The sequence below is a fragment of the Arthrobacter sp. J156 genome, from assembly GCF_056172865.1.
The window spans coordinates 676,685-694,932 of sequence record NZ_CM149650.1 but is presented as its reverse complement, the minus strand read 5'-3'; the positions used below and the strand labels follow the sequence as shown (position 1 = coordinate 694,932).

Here is an 18,248-nt window from a genome sequence, read left to right as displayed (position 1 = left end):
AGCCGTCAAACGGGGTCAGTCGGAGACGACGACGTGCTTGGTGTCCTCGCTGAGGCGCTCGTCGCTGCCCGCGTTCTGGCCCCACACCGAGACCTCGTAGTTGCCCGGACGCAGGTCCACGGCGAGCTCGAACTGGTCGTCGGGCAGCTGTCCCGCCCCGAGCGTCAGGCGGCCCGTCGAGACCACGTCCGCGGCGCCGTCGTCCGCCATCCTCCGCACTTCCCAGCGGGCACCGCCCGAGAACTCGGCGGACAGGCCCGTGATGACGACCCGGCCGGCAGTGCGCGCCGCGTCCTGTTGCGGGTCGATGATCCAGATCGGCGCCCGGAGGGAGGCGTCGCGCTCGAGCGGGCCGGAGAGCGGGACGTGCCCGAACGCCTCGTAGCCGGAGTGCCCGTCGACGACCACGACGACGCGGGGGGCGATGCTTCCGCTGAGCAGACCGGCATTGGCCGCGGCGGCCGTCGCGGTGTAGACGAGCTGCTGCACGGCGCGCTCGGCGAGCCCGGCGTCGAGCGGGCGGCGGAACGCGTCCGCCGAGAGGTCGACCGTGATCACGTTGTCCGCGTTGATGGACGTGCCGATCCGGGTCGCGGGGCTCCACAGGTTGAAGTAGTCCGGATCGCCCGGCTGCTGCTCGAGCATGTGCTTGAGGCTCGTCGTGATCGGGTCTCCCTGGTCCTCGGCCTGGATGTACTCGCGGTAGAGGTACACCGTCGAGTCCCGTTCGCCGAGCCAGTAGACGGGGGCGAGCCGGTGGCTCGCCAGCTTCTCCAGCGGGCTGCCCGATCCCGCCGAGGGAACGGCCGCGGAGGCGGCACTCGACGGGGCCGGCGGCATCGTCGAGGCGGCCCCCGACGACGTCCCGGAACACGCGGAGACCGCGCCCAGTCCGGCGACCAGCACGAGCACGGCCAGGCGTGACCTGGTGCGGCTGCTGCGGCTGGCATGGACCACGTCCGACCGTCCTTTCCGGGATCGAGGCTGGAGGATGCGCACGGGGCGCTCATCAAGCTTGGCACAGGCGGGACCACCCGCGTCCCCCGGAAGGGGGGATCCGGGCCCAAGTGTTGCAGGACCGATACTCCGCCGGATGGATGAAGCAGGGCCGCCGCGATGGCGCCAGCCCTCCGTTCCAGTAGGATGGAGGCGCGCCGCAAACGGCCGGGAAGGGCCCGGCCCGGATCCGTCGGCGCGGCACGAGGGAGGCCCCGCCGCACCCATGACCCAGGACCCCGATCGCACCACCGGCCCCGACGTGGAGGACTCCACGGGGGGCAGCATCGTCCGCTTCGGCTCCACCGAGGAAATGGTCGCGTCCCTCGGGGCCCACGACGAGGTCCTGCGGATCGTCCAGGGCGTCTACCCGGGCGCCGCGCTGCACGTGCGCGGCAACGAGCTCACCGTCTCCGGGGACCCGCAGCAGGCGGCCAAGGCGCGCCGCGTCATCGACGAGGCCCGGGGGCTCGCCTCGCGCGGCACCCGCGTCTCGGCCCATCTCGTGGAACAGCTCGTGCGGATGGTCGACGGCCGCACCGTCCCGGCCTCCGGGGCGGGCGAGGTCTTCGGGCTCAACATCCTCTCGGGCCGCGGGCGCAGCATCCGGCCCAAGACCGTGAACCAGAAGGCCTACGTCGACGCGATCGACGAGAACACCGTGATCTTCGGCATCGGCCCCGCCGGCACGGGCAAGACGTTCCTCGCGATGGCGAAGGCCGTCCAGGCGCTCCAGGCCAAGGAGGTCAGCCGGATCATCCTGACCCGGCCGGCCGTCGAGGCGGGGGAGAAGCTCGGCTTCCTCCCGGGCACCCTCACGGACAAGATCGACCCGTATCTGCGCCCGCTCTACGACGCCCTGCACGACATGATCGACCCCGAGTCGATCCCGCGCCTCATGGCGGCCGGCACCATCGAGGTCGCCCCGCTGGCCTACATGCGCGGCCGGACGCTCAACGACGCCTTCATCATCCTCGACGAGGCCCAGAACACCACGCCCGAGCAGATGAAGATGTTCCTGACCCGACTCGGCTTCGGCTCGAAGGTCGTCGTGACGGGCGACATCACGCAGGTGGACCTGCCCGGCGGGACGCGCTCGGGCCTGCGCGTGGTCACCGAGATCCTGCGCGGGGTCGAGGACATCGCCTTCTGCACGCTCGACGCGCAGGACGTCGTGCGGCACCGCCTCGTCTCGGACATCGTGACCGCCTACGAGACGTGGAGCGCGCAGGAGGAGGCCGTCGCCGAACGGCTCCTCGAAAGCAGGGGGCCGCGCCCACGCCGCGCGCCGGCCCGTGCGCGGCGCCCCGAGACCACCCGCCCCCACCACAGCGAGGACTAGTCCGTGTCCGTCGAAGTCAACAACGAGTCCGCGATCCCGGCGGACCTCGAGGCCATCAGCGCGCTCGGACGCCACGTCCTGGACGCGCTCTACGTGCATCCCGAGGCCGAGGTCTCGATCATCCTGCTGGACGAGGAGCCCATGGAGCGGCTGCATCTGGACTGGATGGACCTTCCCGGCCCCACCGACGTGATGTCCTTCCCGATGGACGAGCTGCGGCCCGGCGCCCCCGGAAGCCCCTCGCCCGCCGGCATGCTCGGCGACATCGTGATCTGCCCCCAGGTCGCGCGGGAGCAGGCGGCCCGCGGCGGGCACTCCTTCGACGACGAGGTGCTGCTGCTCGCGACGCACGGGCTCCTGCACCTGCTCGGCTTCGACCACCACGAGCCGGAGGAGAAGGAGGAGATGTTCGGCCTGCAGCGCGAGCTGCTCACCGCCTTCCTGGGCCGTGAGGCACCGCGGGAGACCACCGGATGATCACCGCCGTCCTGACGGCCCTCGCGGTCGCGTTCGTCACGTGCGCCGCCCTGCTCACCGCCGCGGAGTCCGCCTACCTCTTCCTGCCCCGGCAGGAGGCGGAGCAGATGCTCGCCGAGCGGCCCCGCAAGCGGCTGCGGCAGATCCTGGCCGAGCCGGCCCCCCACACCCACGCCGTCCGCTTCTGGCGCATCTGGTTCGAGACCGCCTCGGCCGTCGCGATCGCGATCCTCTACCACGACCTGCTGGACAACGTCTGGCTCGCCGGCCTCCTCGCCACGGTGACGATGGCCGCCGTCGGATTCGTCCTCGTCGGCGTCTCCCCGCGCCGCCTGGGCCGCGTCCATGCCTCCTCCGTCGTCTCCTTCACGGCCCCCCTGGTCCGTTTCCTGCGCGTGATCCTGGGGCCCGTCCCCGGTTGGCTCGTCCGCGTCGGCACGGCCATCTCGCCCGGGGCCTCCGGAGGCGAGGAGGCGTTCTTCACGGAAGAACAGTTCCGCGACATGGTGGACCGGGCCAACGAGGCCGACATGATCGAGGACGTCGAGGCGGACCTCATCCACTCGGTCTTCGAGCTCGGAGACACGCGCGTGCGTTCCGTCATGGTGCCCCGCACGGACATGGTCACCGTCGAGGCGGGAACCCTCCTGCCCCAGGCGATGAGCCTGTTCCTGCGCTCCGGCTGCTCGCGGATCCCCGTCATCAAGGAGAACGCCGACCAGATCGTCGGGATCGTCTACCTCAAGGACGTCGCGGCACGGCTGCACGCCAATCCGGAGGAGCAGCGGACCGTCGAGGCCGTCTGCCGCGACGTCCGCTACGTCCCGGAATCGAAGGCCGTCGCCGAACTGCTGCAGGAACTGCAGCGCGAATCGACGCACGTCGCGATCGTCATCGACGAGTACGGCGGCACCGCCGGGCTCGTGACCCTGGAGGACCTCATCGAGGAGATCGTCGGGGAGATCGACGACGAGTACGACGCCGGGCGCGTCGAGACCGAGGAGGCGGGGGACGGCATCTACCGCATCAGCGCGCGCATGTCGATCGCCGACCTGGGGGAGCTGTTCGACCGCAGCATCGAGGAGGAGGAGGTCGACACGGTCGGCGGCCTGCTCGCCAAGACGCTCGGGCGCGTGCCGATCGTCGGCTCGGAGGTCTCCGCCGACGGGATCCGCCTCCATGCCGAACGGCTCGAGGGACGGCGGAACCGGATCGGCACGATCCTGGCCTGGATCGACGCCTCGGAGGCCCCGGAGGGCCCCGACCACGCAGACGAAGGCTCGAGGGGCCGCAAGGACCCCGAGGCCGAAGAGACGAAGGACTAGACGCCATGCCCCAGACCCCAGACCTCCCCGCGCCGATCGTGCCGGGCAGCTGGCCCGACGACTTCCGCGCGGGCTTCACCTCCTTCGTCGGCCGGCCCAACGCCGGCAAGTCGACCCTCACCAACGCGCTCGTCGGGCAGAAGGTCGCGATCACCTCGGCCAAGCCGCAGACCACGCGCCACACGATCCGCGGGATCGTCCACCGGGACGACGCCCAGCTCGTGCTCGTCGACACCCCCGGGCTGCACCGGCCGCGCACGCTGCTCGGGCAGCGCCTGAACGACCTCGTCGCCGAGACGCTCTCCGAGGTCGACGTCATCGGCTTCTGCCTCCCGGCCAACGAGAAGATCGGCCCGGGGGACCGCTTCATCGCGGCCCAGCTCGCCCGGCTCGGGCGCAAGCCCGTCGTGGCCCTGGTGACCAAGGCCGACCTCGTGGACCGGGCAGCCCTCGCCGAACAACTGCTCGCCGTGACCGCCCTGGGAACCGAGACGCTCGGCACCGGGGGATGGACCGCCGTCGTCCCCGTGTCCGCCCAGGACGGCTACCAGGTCCAGGAGGTCGCCGACGTCCTGGCGGGGCTCATGCCGCTGTCCCCGCCGCTGTACCCGGACGGCGAGCTGACCGACGAGCCGGAAGCCAAGATGGTCTCGGAGCTCGTCCGCGAGGCGGCCCTCGAAGGAGTCCGCGACGAGCTGCCGCACTCGCTGGCCGTCGTCGTCGAGGAGATGATTCCCCGCGAAGGCCGCCCCGAGGACAACCCGCTGCTGGACATCCACGTCAACCTCTTCGTCGAGCGCCCCTCGCAGAAGGCCATCATCATCGGCAAGGGCGGCGCGCGGCTGCGCGAGGTCGGCACGCGCGCCCGGAAGGGGATCGAGGCCCTTCTCGGCACGCGCGTCTACCTGGACCTGCACGTCAAGGTCGCCAAGGAGTGGCAGCGGGATCCCAAGCAGCTCGGGCGGCTCGGCTTCTAGGACTCCGGGGCGGGGCGCCCGCCGCAACATAGCGGAGCCGCTTAATCGGCCTGCCCGGCGGGTGCTATGGTGACAGGCATGCGTGCGGAGATGCTCCTTCTAAACCGCCGCGGCGAGGCAACGCGGGACCAGCGGTCCTGAGGCCGACCCCTCGCTGCGGAGTTCCGTCCTGCCGGCCGTCATTTTCAACCACCACTGAAAAGGCCAGACACCACCATGCAGAACACGCAGAAGCCCTCGGGCATGCCGATCCACAAGTACGTCCCCTTCCAGGACCAGATCACCGTCTCGCTGCCTGACCGCACATGGCCGGACCGGGTCATCACGCAGGCGCCGCGCTGGTGCGCCGTGGACCTGCGGGACGGCAACCAGGCCCTCATCGATCCGATGAGCCCGGAGCGCAAGCACAAGATGTTCGACCTCCTGGTCGGCATGGGCTTCAAGGAGATCGAGGTCGGCTTCCCCTCCGCGTCGCAGACGGACTTCGACTTCGTCCGCCAGCTCATCGAGCAGGACAGGATCCCCGAAGACGTCACCATCCAGGTCCTGACGCAGTCCCGCGAGCACCTGATCGAGCGGACCTATGAGTCCCTCGTCGGCGCGAAGCAGGCGATCGTGCACCTCTACAACTCCACGTCCGTCCTGCAGCGCGACGTCGTGTTCAAGCAGGACCAGGACGGCATCGTCGACATCGCCACGACGGGCGCCCGGCTCTGCAAGAAGTACGAGGAGCAGCTGACCGGCACGCGCATCACCTACGAGTACTCCCCGGAGTCCTTCACGGGCACCGAGCTCGCGTTCGCCAAGCGGATCAGCGAGGCGGTGGCCGAGATCCTCGAGGCGAGCCCCGAGAACAAGATGATCCTGAACCTGCCGGCGACGGTGGAGATGGCGACCCCGAACGTCTACGCGGACTCCATCGAGTGGATGCACCGCAACCTGGCCAACCGCGACTCGATCATCCTCTCGCTGCACCCGCATAACGACCGCGGCACGGGCGTGGCCGCCGCCGAGCTGGGCTACATGGCCGGCGCCGACCGCATCGAGGGCTGCCTCTTCGGCAACGGAGAGCGCACCGGCAACGTCGACCTCGTGACCCTGGGCATGAACCTGTTCGGCCAGGGCATCGACCCGATGCTCGACTTCTCCGACATGGACGAGATCCGGCGCACCGCGGAGTACTGCAACCAGCTCTCCGTGCCGGAGCGCTCCCCGTACGGCGGCGACCTGGTGTTCACCGCGTTCTCCGGCTCGCATCAGGACGCGATCAAGAAGGGCTTCGAGTCCATGGACGCCCGCGCCCAGGCCGAGGGCAAGTCCGTCGACGAGCTCGTCTGGGCCGTACCGTACCTGCCGATCGATCCCCGCGACATCGGCCGCAGCTACGAGGCCGTGATCCGCGTGAACTCGCAGTCCGGCAAGGGCGGCGTGGCCTACCTGCTCAAGCACGACCACCATCTGGACCTGCCGCGGCGCGCCCAGATCGAGTTCTCCGGCGTCATCCAGCGCAAGACCGACGGCGAGGGCGGCGAGATCAGCGCCTCCGAGATCTGGAACGTGTTCAAGGACGAGTACCTGCCGTGCCGCGACGTGGACGGCACCGAGCGCTGGGGGCGCTACGAGCTCGGCGCGGTGGACACAAAGACCTCGGCGACGGGTGGCTTCGAGCTCACGGCGACCCTCTACATCGACGGCGTGGCGCGCGAGCGCACGGCCGGCGGCAACGGGCCGATCAACGCCCTGCTCAACCTCCTGGCCGAGGACGGCGTCGACGCCCGGGTCCTGGACTACACCGAGCACGCGTTGAGCGAGGGCGGCGCGGCGAAGGCCGCCGCCTACGTCGAGTGCGCCGTCGGGGACCGGGTCCTGTGGGGCGTCGGGATCGACACCAACACCACGATGTCCTCGCTCAAGGCCGTCATCTCGGCCGTGAACCGGGCGGTCCGCGACGCCGGCTGAGTCCCGGGACGGCACAACAGGACGGACGACGGCGGCGCGCACCCGGGAGGGGGCGCGCCGCCGTCGCGTCGCGGCCGGCGGGGCGGACGCCCTTTGAGACAATGGAGGCGTGTCCCGCTCCAGCTTCGCCTCCAGGTCCTACCGGACGCGGGCGCTCGTGCTGCGCACCTACAAGCTGGGGGAGGCAGACCGCATCGTCGTCCTGCTTTCCCCGGACCACGGGCAGATCCGGGCCGTGGCCAAGGGCGTGCGCCGGACCAGCTCGAAGCTCGGAGCCACGCTCGAGCCTTTTATGCTCGTGGACGCCCAGATCGTCCACGGCCGCTCCCTGGACATCGTCACCCAGGCCCAGCTCAGCGGCCCCTACGGCCAGGCCCTGGCCGCCGACTACGCGCGCTACACGGCCGCGCACGCGATGGTCGAGACGGCCGAGCGGCTCACCGACGCCGACGGCGACTCCGCCGGGCCGCAGTTCCGCCTGCTGCACGGCGCCCTCGCCGCCCTGGCCCGGGGAGCCGGCGATCCGGCGCTCCTGCTGGACTCCTACCTCCTCCGGGCCCTGGCCACGGCGGGCTGGGCCCCGAGCTTCACCTCGTGCGCTCGCTGCGGGGCCCCCGGGCCGCACACCGCGGTCAACATCCCGCTCGGCGGAGCGGTCTGCGCGGACTGCCGGCCCGCCGGTTCCGGCTCCCCGGCGCCGGAGTCCCTGCGCCTGCTCGCCGACCTCCTCGCGGGGGACTGGGCGGGCGTCGCGCAGGCCCCGCCGCCGGCCCGCAAGGAGGCCGCGGGGATTGTGGCAGGATACCTGCAGTGGCATTTGGAACGGGTCGTGAAGTCCCTCAAGCACGTGGAAAGAGCGTGATCCCCGTCAGGAAAGCAGCACGCGGCCGGAAGGCCGCCACCCAGGCACCCGTGGCACCGGAGCCGCACCCGAGCGGGGCCGTGCCCCCGCGCCTGCCGGCCGGACTCGTGCCCCGCCACGTCGCGATCGTCATGGACGGCAACGGGCGCTGGGCCAACCAGCGGGGACTGCCCCGGACGGAGGGTCACCGCGCCGGCGAGGCCGCGCTCCTGGACGTCGTCGCCGGGGCGGTCGAGATCGGCATCGAGTACGTCTCGGTGTACGCCTTCTCAACCGAGAACTGGAAGCGCAGCCCGGACGAGGTCCGCTTCCTCATGGGCTTCTCCCGGGACGTGCTGCGCCGCCAACGGGACGTCCTGGACAGCTGGGGCGTGCGCATCCGCTGGGCGGGTCGCCGGCCGCGCCTCTGGCGCAGCGTCGTCAACGAACTGCTCGAGGCCGAGCGGCTGACCGATGCCAATTCCGTCTGCCAGCTGACGATGTGCGTGAACTACGGCGGACGCGCGGAGATCGCCGATGCCGTCGCCGCGATGGCCCGGGACGTCGAGGCCGGGCGGCTCAAGCCCTCCGGGATCTCGGAGAAGACCATTGCCCGCTACCTGGACGAGCCGGAGCTTCCCGACGTGGACCTCTTCCTGCGCACCTCCGGGGAACAGCGCACATCCAACTTCCTGCTGTGGCAGTCCGCCTATGCCGAGATGGTCTTCATGGACGTGCTGTGGCCCGACGTGGACCGGCGGACGCTGTGGCGTGCCGTCGAGGACTACGCGCGGCGGGACCGCCGCTACGGCGCCGCCGTCGACGCGCCGCTCGAGCCGCGGCCGGACTCCGCGACGGGCGTCTGACGGGGAGCGGCGGAGGCGGAGCGCAGGTATCCGTCGGCCCAGCGTCCGACGGCGGCGTAGGCCTCGGCGCGCGGCCCCGCCGAGGAGGTGAAGACGTCGTGCATCGCGTGGCGCACCGCCACGACGGAGACCTCGCGTCCCAGCTTCAGCGCCCGCTGGCGGACGGTATCGACCTCGATCACGGTGTCGGTCAAGAGCATCTCGGCGTCGAACTGCGTGCCGAGATGGGTACGGTCGCTCGTGAGCACCAGGACGGGGCAGCCGACGTCGAGGCCGCGGGCGACGCGGGCGTGCCCGGCCAGCACGGCCGAGATCCAGCCCGCCGTGACCGGGAAGGCGAGACGGGGCCGCCACAGGGGGTGCAGCTCCCATTCGCCGTGCGCCTCGCCACTCAGCGATTGCCAGTAGTGGTCGGTCTCGGGCAGCTTCAGCCGGGCCCGCGGCCGCAAGCGGGCCACCGGGTCCACGATCCCGGCCGCCGCGTAGCGGACCAGCCAGCTGCCCTGCATCTCGAGCCACGGCGAGTTCAGGACGAGGGCGTCGACCGTGCCGGGGTGCCGGTCGGCCCAGAGGGAGGCGATGAGCCCGCCCGTCGAGTGGGCGCACACGACGAACCGCCCGACGCGGCCCACGTCCGCCCGGATCGCCGTGAGCGCGGCGGCCAGGTCGTCGTCGTACTCCGCCAGGTCCGTGACGAACCCGGGCGTCTGCCACGGGCGCAGGCTCCGGCCGAAGCGGCGCAGGTCCAGCGCGTAGAAGCGCGCCCCGCGTGCGGCCCAGAAGCGCGCCAGCCCGGTGTTGTAGAAGTAGTCGGTCCAGCCGTGCAGGGCCAGGACGACCGTCGGGCCGCTCCCGGAGTCGGTGGCGGGCCGCCCGCTTGGGCCGTCCGCCGCGGCGTCGCGCGATCCCCCCGGCGCGGCGCGCCCCGCGCCCCGCGTGCCGGGCCGCCGCGCGGCCGTCGCGAGCATGCGGTCCAGTCCGGCGCGGACGTCCAGGGCAAGGGGGGCCCACCACGGCGGCCGCGCGTCCCCGTCCCCGTGGCCGGCCGGCGCGGCGTCCTCCGGGCGGTAGCGGACGAGCGTCGAGACCACGGGCCCCTCCTCGTCGGCCCCCTGGGGAAGGGTCGTGTGCGAGAAGCCGGGCCCGAGGACGTCGGGAACCCACTGCCCGGGGGCGGTGTCCTCGAGCAGCGCGAGGGCATCCCGTGCCGGCCCAGTGGGAACACGTCCGGTCCCGCCGGGGCGCGGATCCCGGTCGTCGGGGGTACCCGTGCTGCTTCTGTCCATGACCCGAGCATATCCACCGAGCGACGCGCGCGCGCCCGGAGTTGGCAGCCGTGGCGGGGGCAGGTCAGACTGGAGGCCATGCGCTTCTACCCCCTCTTCTTCCGCGTGGTGTTCTCCGGCATGGATCCCGAGAAGGCCCACCACATCGGCTTCCGGATGATCCGCCTCGCCGAACGCGCGGGCGCCTCGGCCGTCCTGCGCCGCGTGACCCGGCCCCACCCGTCGCTGCGCCGACAGGTCCTGGGCCTGCAGTTCCCCTCGCCGTTCGGCCTCGCCGCCGGTTTCGACAAGGAGGGGCACGGCATCGCCGCCCTCGCGGACCTGGGGTTCGGCCACGTCGAGGTCGGCACCATCACGGGCCAGGCACAGCCGGGCAACGAGCGCCCGCGGCTCTTCCGGCTCGTCCAGGACCGCGCCGTCATCAACCGCATGGGCTTCAACAACGACGGCGCCGCGGCCGTCGCGCCGCGCGCCGCCCGGGCGCGGGACACGCTCGAAGGACGCTTCGGGACGGTCCGCCCCGTCCTCGGTATCAACATCGGCAAGACCAAGGCCGTCGACCTCGGGGACGCGGTGGGGGACTACCTCGTGAGCACGCGGCTGCTCGCCCCGCAGGCGGACTACCTCGTGGTCAACGTCAGCTCGCCCAACACGCCCGGGCTGCGCCTGCTCCAGGACATCGAGGCTCTGCGCCCGCTCCTGAGCGCGGTCGGCGCCGAGGCGGATGCCGCCGCGGGGCGCCATGTTCCGCTGCTGGTGAAGATCGCCCCCGACCTCGCCGACCAGGACATCGACGACGTCGCGGCGCTCGTGCGCGAGCTCGGCCTCGACGGCGTCATCGCGACCAACACGACCATCGGCCGCGACGGCCTGCGCACCGACCCCGGAAAGGTCGAGGAGATGGGCGCCGGCGGGCTCAGCGGCGCTCCGCTCAAGGCACGCTCCCTGGAGGTGCTGCGGCGCCTGCGCTCGCAGCTGGACCACGGCACGGCGATCGTCTCCGTCGGCGGCGTGGAGACCGGACAGGACGTCCAGCAGCGCCTCGACGCCGGAGCCGACCTGGTCCAGGGCTACACGGCCTTCCTCTACGAGGGGCCGTTCTGGGCCTGGCGGATCAACCGGCACCTCAAGCGGGTCCGGACGCGCTGAGGGGTGCCCGCGACGCCAACCCCCGGCTCCTGCCAAGCTGCGGCGGGCGGGGCGCCCTCCCCGCGCCGGCGCGCGGTGCCGCGGCGACGAGTTGCGGCGGGCGGCGGGGGCCAGGACGCGGACGACGGCGGGGCGGCACCTTTCCAGGTGCCGCCCCGCCGTCGTCTGCCGTCACGTGCCCGGCCCGGGCTGTCCGGGCGCTGCGTGCCGGAGTGAACCGGAGATTACTCGCGCGGGCCCGCGCCGCGCGCGACCTGCGGCTTCGGCAGCCGCAGCTTGCGGAACTGGAGCCCGCGCATCGCCGCATACCAGAGCACGCCGCGCTCGGTGTCGCCGAACTTGGCGGCCAGGCGGGACTTGAGCTGCCGGGTCATGATCACCGCGTCGATGATGGTGATGCCGAGGACCACCCAGAGGCCGATCGTGACATAGGCCTGCACCGTCAGGTTCGGCACGGAGATCGCGACGATCAGGAAGCCGAAGATGATGAACATCAGGAACTCGCCGACCATCCAGCGCGAGTCCACGAAGTCGCGGGCATAGCGCTTCTGCGGGCCCTTGTCGCGCGGCATCATGTAGCGGTCGTCGCCCGTCTCGTTGGCGAGGCGGAGGCGTTCCTGCGCCTCGATCCGCTGCTGCCGGGCACGCTCCTTCGCGATCTTGCGGTCGGTCGGAACGAGGGGCCGCTTGTTCTGCGCCTCCTGCCGGCTCCGCTTGGGCGTCGGCGCGCCCTTGCCCACTACGGGCTCCGTCGGGGTCTCTGTGGCGGCCGGCGTCGTAGCGGCGTCCGCGTCCTTCTTGCGTCCAAACACCCGCCAAGTCTAGCCGCTGGGCGGCGCACGGCCGAACCCGGCGGGCTCTCGGTAGGGTGGTGCCATGACCCCACACGACACCACCCCCGCACCGGGCAGCGGCGCCGTCGACGTCGCGGCCGTGACCCGGACCGTGCTCGACGGCTTCGATCGGACCCTCGCAGAGCTCAAGGAGCTCGTCTCGATCCCCGGCATCGCCTGGGAGGCCTTCGACCCCGCCGAGCTCGGGCGCAGCGCCGAGGCCGTCGCCGCGCTCGTGCGCGCCGCCGGCGTCGACGACGTCCGCACCCTCACCGCCCCGGCCCCGGACGGCACTCCCGGCAGCCCCGCCGTCGTCGCCCGCCGCCCCGCCGCCGCAGGCAAGCCGACCATCCTGCTCTACGCCCACCACGACGTGCAGCCCCCGGGAGGCCCGGCGCTGTGGGACACGCCGCCCTTCACCGCCACCGAACGCGACGGCCGCCTCTACGGCCGCGGCGCGGCGGACGACAAGGCCGGCATCATGGTCCACATCGCGGCCCTGCGCGCCGTGCTCGCGGCCGTCGAGGACTTCGGCGTCGGCGTGACGTTCTTCTTCGAGGGCGAGGAGGAGGCCGGATCGCCCAGCTTCAGGCCCTTCCTCGAGCGGTACCAGGAGCTCCTGGCCGCCGACGTCATCGTCGTGGCGGACTCGAGCAACTGGGCCGTCGGCCGCCCGGCCCTGACCACGAGCCTGCGCGGCATGGTCGGGGGAGTGTTCGAGGTGCGCGTGCTCGAGCACGCCGTCCACTCCGGCATGTTCGGCGGGCCCGTGCTCGACGCGCCGACGCTCGCGGCCCGGATCATCGCGAGCTTCCACGACGCCGAGGGCAACGTCGCCGTCGACGGCCTCCTCGCCCGCGAACGCGCCGAGGTCGAGTACGACGAGGCCGACTTCCGCCGCGACGCCTCCGTCCTAGACGGCGTCCGGCTCGCCGGCAGCGGCCCCCTCGCGGACCGCCTCTGGCACAAGCCCGCCCTCTCGGTGATCGGGATCGACGTCCCGTCCGTGGCGGTCTCCTCCAACACGCTCCTGCCCACGGCCCGCGTCAAGGTCAGCGTCCGGCTCGCGCCGGGCCAGGATCCGCAAGCGGCCGCCGAGGCCCTCGAGGCCCACGTGAAGTCCCAGGACGTGTTCGGTGCCCGGGTCGATTTCACCGCCGTCGAGCTCGGCAACGCCTTCTCCACCGACACCTCGGCGCCCGCCGCGCAGGCGAGCCTCTGGTCCCTCGAACAGGCCTGGGGCGTGCCCGCCGTGGAGACGGGGATCGGAGGCTCCATCCCGTTCATCGCCGACCTCACCGAGCTCTACCCGGAGGCGCAGATCCTGGTCACGGGCGTCGAGGACCCCGATTCCCGGGCGCACAGCGCCAACGAGTCGCTTCATCTCGACGACTTCCGCCGTGCCGTCGTCGCCGAGGCGCTCCTGCTCGCCCGCCTGGACGCGCAGGGGCTGTAACGCCGGAAGGCATCGCCGCCCCGGCAGACGTACCATAGAGGGGAAGAGGACCGCGTGAAGCCGCCGGTCCCTTCCATCCGCAGCAAGGGAGGACCCATATGACCGCCACGACCAACGAGACCAACGCCGACGCCACCGAGCTCCCGACCCACGAGGTCGCGCTCTCCGATGTCGCGGCGACCAAGGTCCGCAGCCTCCTGGAACAGGAAGGACGCACCGACCTCCGCCTGCGCGTCGCCGTGCAGCCGGGCGGCTGCTCCGGACTCATCTACCAGCTCTACTTCGACGAGCGCCTCCTCGACGGGGACGCCGTGCGCGACTTCGAAGGCGTCGAGGTCGTCATCGACAAGATGAGCGTTCCGTACCTCAGCGGCGCCTCGATCGATTTCGAGGACACGATCTCGAAGCAGGGCTTCACGATCGACAACCCGAACGCCGGCGGCTCGTGCGCCTGCGGCGATTCCTTCCACTAGGCGACACGCCCCGGCGGCGCGGCTTCACGTTTGCCGCGCCGCCGGGGTTTCGGTCGGCAAAGAAGGTCGGCAACGGGTAAGCTCTACAGCGAGTAGTAAAACCAAGCTTTCCTTTGGCCTTGTCACACCGGGATCTCCGCACGGAATCCCGGGGGAGGGGCCGGAGATTCATTCAGCACTAACAAAGAGGAAGGGCCGTCTGTGAGTTCGCTAGACCGAACCAGCAGCAGCCGCGGGGGCAGGGCCAAGGTCTTGGCCATCGCCGGCGCGGGGGCGCTGCTGTTGACGGGTTGTTCAGAACAAGTCCAGCGGGGCTGGCTCCCGAATGCGGAGCGTGACATCACCAACCACACCGGGTCGATCCAGGATCTCTGGGTCAACTCGTGGATCGTGGTCCTGCTGGTCGGCCTGCTGACCTGGGGGCTGATCATCTGGTGCATCGTGGCCTACCGCCGCCGCAAGAACGACACCGGATACCCCCGCCAGCTGAGCTACAACCTGCCGATCGAGATCTTCTACACGGCCGTTCCGCTCATGCTCATCCTGACGTTCTTCGCGTTCTCCGACAGCACCGAGCGCGCGATCAACACCCCCGTGGACTCCGAGCTCGTCGTTGACGTCCGCGCCAAGCAGTGGGCCTGGGACTTCAACTACAGCTACCAGGGCCAGGAGAAGTACTTCGCTGGCACGCAGGCGCACCTCACGGGCGAGGAGGGCGTCGAGGAGACGCTTCCCACCCTGTACCTGCCGGTCGGCAAGTCGGTGACGTTCGAGCTCAACAGCCGCGACGTCATCCACTCCTTCTGGGTTCCGGCCTTCCTGCAGAAGCTGGACATGATCCCCGGCAAGACGAACCACATCTACCTCACCCCGCAGGTCGAGGGGACGTACCAGGGCAAGTGCGCCGAGCTCTGCGGCGAGTACCACTCCGAGATGCTCTTCAACGTCGAGGTCGTGTCGGAGCAGGAGTTCCTGGCCCACCTGGACACCCTGAACGACGGCCACATCGGCGAAGAGTACGACCGCAAGCCGGGCGAGGTCGCCCGGAACGAGATTCACGGCGAAGGGGAGTAGGCATCATGACCACCTACGAATACGCCACCGACGAGACCCGGGAGATCGCCCCGCGCGTCGTCCCCGTCTCCAAGGGCCGCATCATCGTCAACTGGATCACGTCGACGGACCACAAGACGATCGGCTACATGTACCTGATCGCCTCGTTCATGTTCTTCTGCATCGGCGGCGTCATGGCGCTGTTGATCCGCGCCGAGCTGTTCGAGCCCGGCATGCAGCTGCTGCAGACCAAGGAACAGTACAACCAGCTGTTCACGATGCACGGCACGATCATGCTGCTCATGTTCGCCACCCCGCTCTTCGCGGGCTTCGCGAACGTCATCATGCCGCTGCAGATCGGCGCCCCCGACGTCGCCTTCCCCCGCCTGAACGCCCTGGCGTTCTGGCTCTTCCTGTTCGGCTCCACGATCGCCGTCGCGGGCTACATCACCCCGCAGGGCGCGGCCTCCTTCGGCTGGTTCGCCTACGCACCGCTGTCGAACACGACCTTCAGCCCCGGCGTCGGCGGCGACCTCTGGGTCTTCGGCCTGGCCCTGTCCGGCTTCGGCACGATCCTCGGCGCGGTCAACTTCATCACGACGATCATCTGCCTCCGCGCCCCCGGCATGACCATGTGGCGCATGCCGATCTTCACGTGGAACACGCTGATCACCGGCATCCTGGTGCTCATGGCCTTCCCGCCGCTCGCGGCCGCCCTGTTCGCCCTCGGCGCCGACCGGCGCTTCGGTGCGCACATCTTCGACCCCGAGGCCGGTGGCCCGATCCTGTGGCAGCACCTCTTCTGGTTCTTCGGCCACCCCGAGGTCTACATCATCGCCCTGCCGTTCTTCGGCATCGTCTCGGAGATCTTCCCGGTCTTCAGCCGCAAGCCGATCTTCGGCTACAAGGGCCTGGTGTTCGCGACCATCGCCATCGCCGCCCTCTCCGTGGCCGTGTGGGCCCACCACATGTACGTGACCGGTTCCGTCCTGCTGCCGTTCTTCGGCTTCATGACCATGCTGATCGCCGTACCGACGGGCGTGAAGTTCTTCAACTGGATCGGCACCATGTGGCGCGGCTCGATCACCTTCGAGACGCCCATGCTCTGGAGCATCGGCTTCATGGCGACCTTCCTCTTCGGCGGCCTGACCGGCATCATCCTGTCCGCCCCGCCGCTGGACTTCCACGTCTCCGACACCTACTTCGTCGTGGCGCACTTCCACTACGTCGTCTTCGGCACGGTCGTGTTCGCGATGTTCGCCGGCTTCTACTTCTGGTGGCCGAAGTGGACGGGCAAGATGCTCAACGAGCGCTTCGGCAAGATCCACTTCTGGCTCCTGTTCATCGGCTTCCACGGAACGTTCCTCATCCAGCACTGGCTGGGCGTCATGGGCATGCCGCGCCGCTACGCGGACTACATGCCTGAGGACGGCTTCACCGCGATGAACCAGTTCTCGACCGTGTTCGCCTTCGTCCTCGGCATGTCGATGATCCCGTTCTTCTGGAACGTCTGGATCACGCACCGCCACGGCAAGAAGGTCGAGGTCGACGATCCGTGGGGCTTCGGCGCCTCGCTCGAATGGGCGACGTCCTGCCCGCCGCCGCGGCACAACTTCCACTCCATCCCGCGCATCCGCTCCGAGCGTCCCGCGCTGGACCTGCACCACCCCGAGCTGGGAGCCCGCAGCACGCCGACGACCACCGTGGCCAAGGTCTTTGGTCCGGCCGACCAGAAGGACAAGTAAGCATGAAGATCGAATCCTGGCTCTTCCTCGGTGGCATCTTCTTCTTCCTCCCCGTCGCCCTGGTCTACGGGTACATGACCAACTGGGACGAGTGGGTCGGCATGCCGGCGCTGTTCATGGTCACGGGCCTGTCCGCGATGATCGGCTTCTACCTGTACTACACGGCCCGCCGCGTCGGACCCCGCCCCGAGGACCGCCTCGACGGTGAGATCCACGAGAACGCCGGCGTGGTCGGCGCCTTCTCCCCGTGGAGCTGGTGGCCGATCGTCCTGGCCACCGCCGCAGCGATCGGCTTCCTCGGCCTGGCCGTCGGCTTCTGGGTCCTGTACATCGGCGCCGGCCTGGCCGTGATCGCCGTGATCGGCTGGACCTACGAGTACAGCCGCGGAGACCACGCGCACTAGTCCGGATCAGCGGTGGGGCCGACGGGCCCTTCCGACACGATCACAGCGCCGCGGGCGCCGCACCACCACCGGTGCGGCGCCCGCGGCGTTTCGCATGTCCGCCGCCTGCCCCCGGGCCCGGGTCGACGTCCCTGCCGGGGCACGGCGCGGAGGCACACCGCCTCCTGCCCGCGCCCGTGGATGAAGGGGCCGCGGTGCCGACGCCCGCGGCGCGCTGTCGCCGCCCTAGAATGGGGGAGTGATGCCCCTCAGCGACGCTTCCCGCCGTGCCCGGTAGCCGCGTCGACTCCATAGCGGGTCGTTTGGATCCCGCCTCGGCCGTGGCGAAGCACCAGCAACTCGCGGCCATCCTGCGAGAGCACGCCACGGCCGTCTGCCGGCCCGGCCAGGCGATTCCGTCGGAGCGGGAGCTCACGCTGCTCTTCGGCGTCGCCCGCATGACCGTCCGCCAGGCCATCGACGCGCTCGTCGAGGAAGGCGTCCTGGAGCGGATCATCGGCGTCGGCACCTTCGTCGCCCGGCCCAAGATGGACCTGCAGGTCAAGCTCACGTCCTACTCGGAGGAGATGCAGCGGCGCGGAATGGTCCCGGCCTCGCGTGTGCTGCGCTTCGAGGAGATCCCGGCCGCCGGCGCCCTCGCGCGCGAGATGGAGCTGACCGAGGGCACTCCCGTCATCCGCCTCCGCCGGCTCCTGCTCGCCGACGGGGCCCCCATGAGCCTCGATGAGAACTACCTGCCCGCCGACAAGGTGCCGGGCTTGATCGACGAGCCTCCGCCGACGTCGCTCTACAACACCCTCAACGAGCGCTACGGCCTCGTGCTGGAGTGGGGCGAGGACCAGATCGAGGCGACGGCCGCGACGAGTTCCAACGCGCCGCACCTCGGCGTGGAACTCGGCGCCCCGTTGCTGAAGATCCAGCGCCACGCCTACGTCCGCCGCGAGCTGCTGGACTACTCCGTCTCGCTGTACCGGGCCGACCGCTACAAGCTCTGGGTGCCCCTCCAGCGCCCTGGAACGCGCCCACCGCGCTACTACGACTCCACGCGCGACTAGCGCCCTCCAGG

At 70.8% G+C, this 18,248-nt stretch carries 17 protein-coding genes; 14 read left to right on the top strand and 3 right to left on the bottom strand.

Features of this window, described 5'->3' with window-relative positions:
* Positions 1-15 precede the first annotated feature (15 nt).
* Positions 16-957 (bottom strand): GerMN domain-containing protein, encoded by a 942-nt coding sequence (locus AC0QR5_RS03265; protein ID WP_329861406.1) that lies wholly within the window; start codon positions 955-957, stop codon positions 16-18.
* Between the two features lie 265 nt (positions 958-1,222).
* Between AC0QR5_RS03265 and AC0QR5_RS03260 the strand changes: the two genes are divergently transcribed.
* The 7 genes from AC0QR5_RS03260 (at position 1,223) to AC0QR5_RS03230 (ending at position 8,783) form a co-directional block, all read left to right on the top strand.
* Entirely contained in the window at positions 1,223-2,338 is a 1,116-nt protein-coding gene (locus tag AC0QR5_RS03260) for a PhoH family protein (protein WP_329861407.1), read from the top strand.
* A gap of 3 nt (positions 2,339-2,341) precedes the next feature.
* Positions 2,342-2,815 carry an rRNA maturation RNase YbeY gene (gene ybeY / locus AC0QR5_RS03255; protein ID WP_329861408.1) on the top strand — a complete coding sequence of 158 codons (474 nt, stop codon included), beginning with the start codon at positions 2,342-2,344 and terminating at the stop codon, positions 2,813-2,815.
* On the top strand, positions 2,812-4,140 hold the full coding sequence (locus tag AC0QR5_RS03250; protein ID WP_329861409.1) for a hemolysin family protein: 1,329 nt from the start codon (positions 2,812-2,814) through the stop codon (positions 4,138-4,140). Before ybeY ends, AC0QR5_RS03250 begins: the two co-directional genes overlap by 4 nt.
* 5 nt (positions 4,141-4,145) lie before the next feature.
* On the top strand, positions 4,146-5,117 hold the full coding sequence (gene era, locus AC0QR5_RS03245; protein ID WP_329861411.1) for a GTPase Era: 972 nt from the start codon (positions 4,146-4,148) through the stop codon (positions 5,115-5,117).
* Positions 5,118-5,333: 216 nt separating this feature from the next.
* Positions 5,334-7,076: a 2-isopropylmalate synthase gene (leuA, locus tag AC0QR5_RS03240; protein WP_329861412.1), complete on the top strand. Its 1,743-nt coding sequence runs from the start codon at positions 5,334-5,336 to the stop codon at positions 7,074-7,076.
* A 109-nt stretch (positions 7,077-7,185) separates the two neighbouring features.
* Positions 7,186-7,938 (top strand): DNA repair protein RecO, encoded by a 753-nt coding sequence (gene recO / locus AC0QR5_RS03235; protein ID WP_329861413.1) that lies wholly within the window; start codon positions 7,186-7,188, stop codon positions 7,936-7,938.
* On the top strand, positions 7,938-8,783 hold the full coding sequence (locus tag AC0QR5_RS03230) for an isoprenyl transferase (RefSeq protein WP_430970680.1): 846 nt from the start codon (positions 7,938-7,940) through the stop codon (positions 8,781-8,783). The genes recO and AC0QR5_RS03230 overlap by 1 nt, the downstream gene beginning before the upstream one ends.
* Here the strand turns inward: AC0QR5_RS03230 and AC0QR5_RS03225 are convergent.
* Positions 8,723-10,069, bottom strand: a complete 1,347-nt coding sequence (locus AC0QR5_RS03225) for an alpha/beta hydrolase (protein WP_329861416.1) — start codon at positions 10,067-10,069, stop codon at positions 8,723-8,725. The genes AC0QR5_RS03230 and AC0QR5_RS03225 overlap by 61 nt on opposite strands.
* A 78-nt stretch (positions 10,070-10,147) precedes the next feature.
* On the opposite strand from AC0QR5_RS03225, the gene AC0QR5_RS03220 reads away from it, so the two are divergent.
* A complete protein-coding gene (locus AC0QR5_RS03220) occupies positions 10,148-11,218 on the top strand; it encodes a quinone-dependent dihydroorotate dehydrogenase (protein WP_329861418.1) in 1,071 nt (356 codons plus the stop codon).
* A 224-nt stretch (positions 11,219-11,442) separates the two neighbouring features.
* Here AC0QR5_RS03220 and AC0QR5_RS03215 read toward each other — a convergent pair whose 3' ends face one another.
* A complete protein-coding gene (locus tag AC0QR5_RS03215) occupies positions 11,443-12,030 on the bottom strand; it encodes a DUF3043 domain-containing protein (protein ID WP_329861423.1) in 588 nt (195 codons plus the stop codon).
* 64 nt (positions 12,031-12,094) lie between these two features.
* Here AC0QR5_RS03215 and AC0QR5_RS03210 point away from each other — a divergent pair, with 64 nt between their 5' ends.
* The 6 genes from AC0QR5_RS03210 (at position 12,095) to AC0QR5_RS03185 (ending at position 18,237) form a co-directional block, all read left to right on the top strand.
* The gene (locus AC0QR5_RS03210; protein ID WP_329861424.1) at positions 12,095-13,507 is read left to right on the top strand and encodes a dipeptidase; all 1,413 of its coding nucleotides are present in this window, start codon (positions 12,095-12,097) and stop codon (positions 13,505-13,507) included.
* A 98-nt stretch (positions 13,508-13,605) separates the two neighbouring features.
* Complete coding sequence (locus tag AC0QR5_RS03205; RefSeq protein ID WP_329861426.1) at positions 13,606-13,980, top strand: HesB/IscA family protein; 375 nt, start codon at positions 13,606-13,608, stop codon at positions 13,978-13,980.
* A gap of 201 nt (positions 13,981-14,181) precedes the next feature.
* Positions 14,182-15,054 carry an aa3-type cytochrome oxidase subunit II gene (gene ctaC / locus AC0QR5_RS03200; protein WP_329861428.1) on the top strand — a complete coding sequence of 291 codons (873 nt, stop codon included), beginning with the start codon at positions 14,182-14,184 and terminating at the stop codon, positions 15,052-15,054.
* A gap of 5 nt (positions 15,055-15,059) precedes the next feature.
* Positions 15,060-16,778 (top strand): aa3-type cytochrome oxidase subunit I, encoded by a 1,719-nt coding sequence (gene ctaD, locus AC0QR5_RS03195; protein WP_329861429.1) that lies wholly within the window; start codon positions 15,060-15,062, stop codon positions 16,776-16,778.
* A 2-nt stretch (positions 16,779-16,780) separates the two neighbouring features.
* The gene (locus AC0QR5_RS03190; protein WP_329861431.1) at positions 16,781-17,182 is read left to right on the top strand and encodes a cytochrome c oxidase subunit 4; all 402 of its coding nucleotides are present in this window, start codon (positions 16,781-16,783) and stop codon (positions 17,180-17,182) included.
* A gap of 266 nt (positions 17,183-17,448) precedes the next feature.
* Entirely contained in the window at positions 17,449-18,237 is a 789-nt protein-coding gene (locus AC0QR5_RS03185) for a GntR family transcriptional regulator (RefSeq protein WP_430970676.1), read from the top strand.
* Positions 18,238-18,248 lie beyond the last annotated feature (11 nt).

Excerpts from the sequence above, each read along its gene's own strand:
- AC0QR5_RS03260 (WP_329861407.1), top strand. The coding sequence starts at position 1,223 with ATGACCCAGGACCCCGATCGCACCACCGGCCCCGACGTGGAGGACTCC.
- AC0QR5_RS03250 (WP_329861409.1), top strand. The coding sequence starts at position 2,812 with ATGATCACCGCCGTCCTGACGGCCCTCGCGGTCGCGTTCGTCACGTGC.
- era (WP_329861411.1), top strand. The coding sequence starts at position 4,146 with ATGCCCCAGACCCCAGACCTCCCCGCGCCGATCGTGCCGGGCAGCTGG.
- leuA (WP_329861412.1), top strand. The coding sequence starts at position 5,334 with ATGCAGAACACGCAGAAGCCCTCGGGCATGCCGATCCACAAGTACGTC.
- AC0QR5_RS03225 (WP_329861416.1), bottom strand. The coding sequence starts at position 10,069 with ATGGACAGAAGCAGCACGGGTACCCCCGACGACCGGGATCCGCGCCCC.
- AC0QR5_RS03220 (WP_329861418.1), top strand. The coding sequence starts at position 10,148 with ATGCGCTTCTACCCCCTCTTCTTCCGCGTGGTGTTCTCCGGCATGGAT.
- AC0QR5_RS03210 (WP_329861424.1), top strand. The coding sequence starts at position 12,095 with ATGACCCCACACGACACCACCCCCGCACCGGGCAGCGGCGCCGTCGAC.
- AC0QR5_RS03205 (WP_329861426.1), top strand. The coding sequence starts at position 13,606 with ATGACCGCCACGACCAACGAGACCAACGCCGACGCCACCGAGCTCCCG.
- ctaD (WP_329861429.1), top strand. The coding sequence starts at position 15,060 with ATGACCACCTACGAATACGCCACCGACGAGACCCGGGAGATCGCCCCG.
- AC0QR5_RS03190 (WP_329861431.1), top strand. The coding sequence starts at position 16,781 with ATGAAGATCGAATCCTGGCTCTTCCTCGGTGGCATCTTCTTCTTCCTC.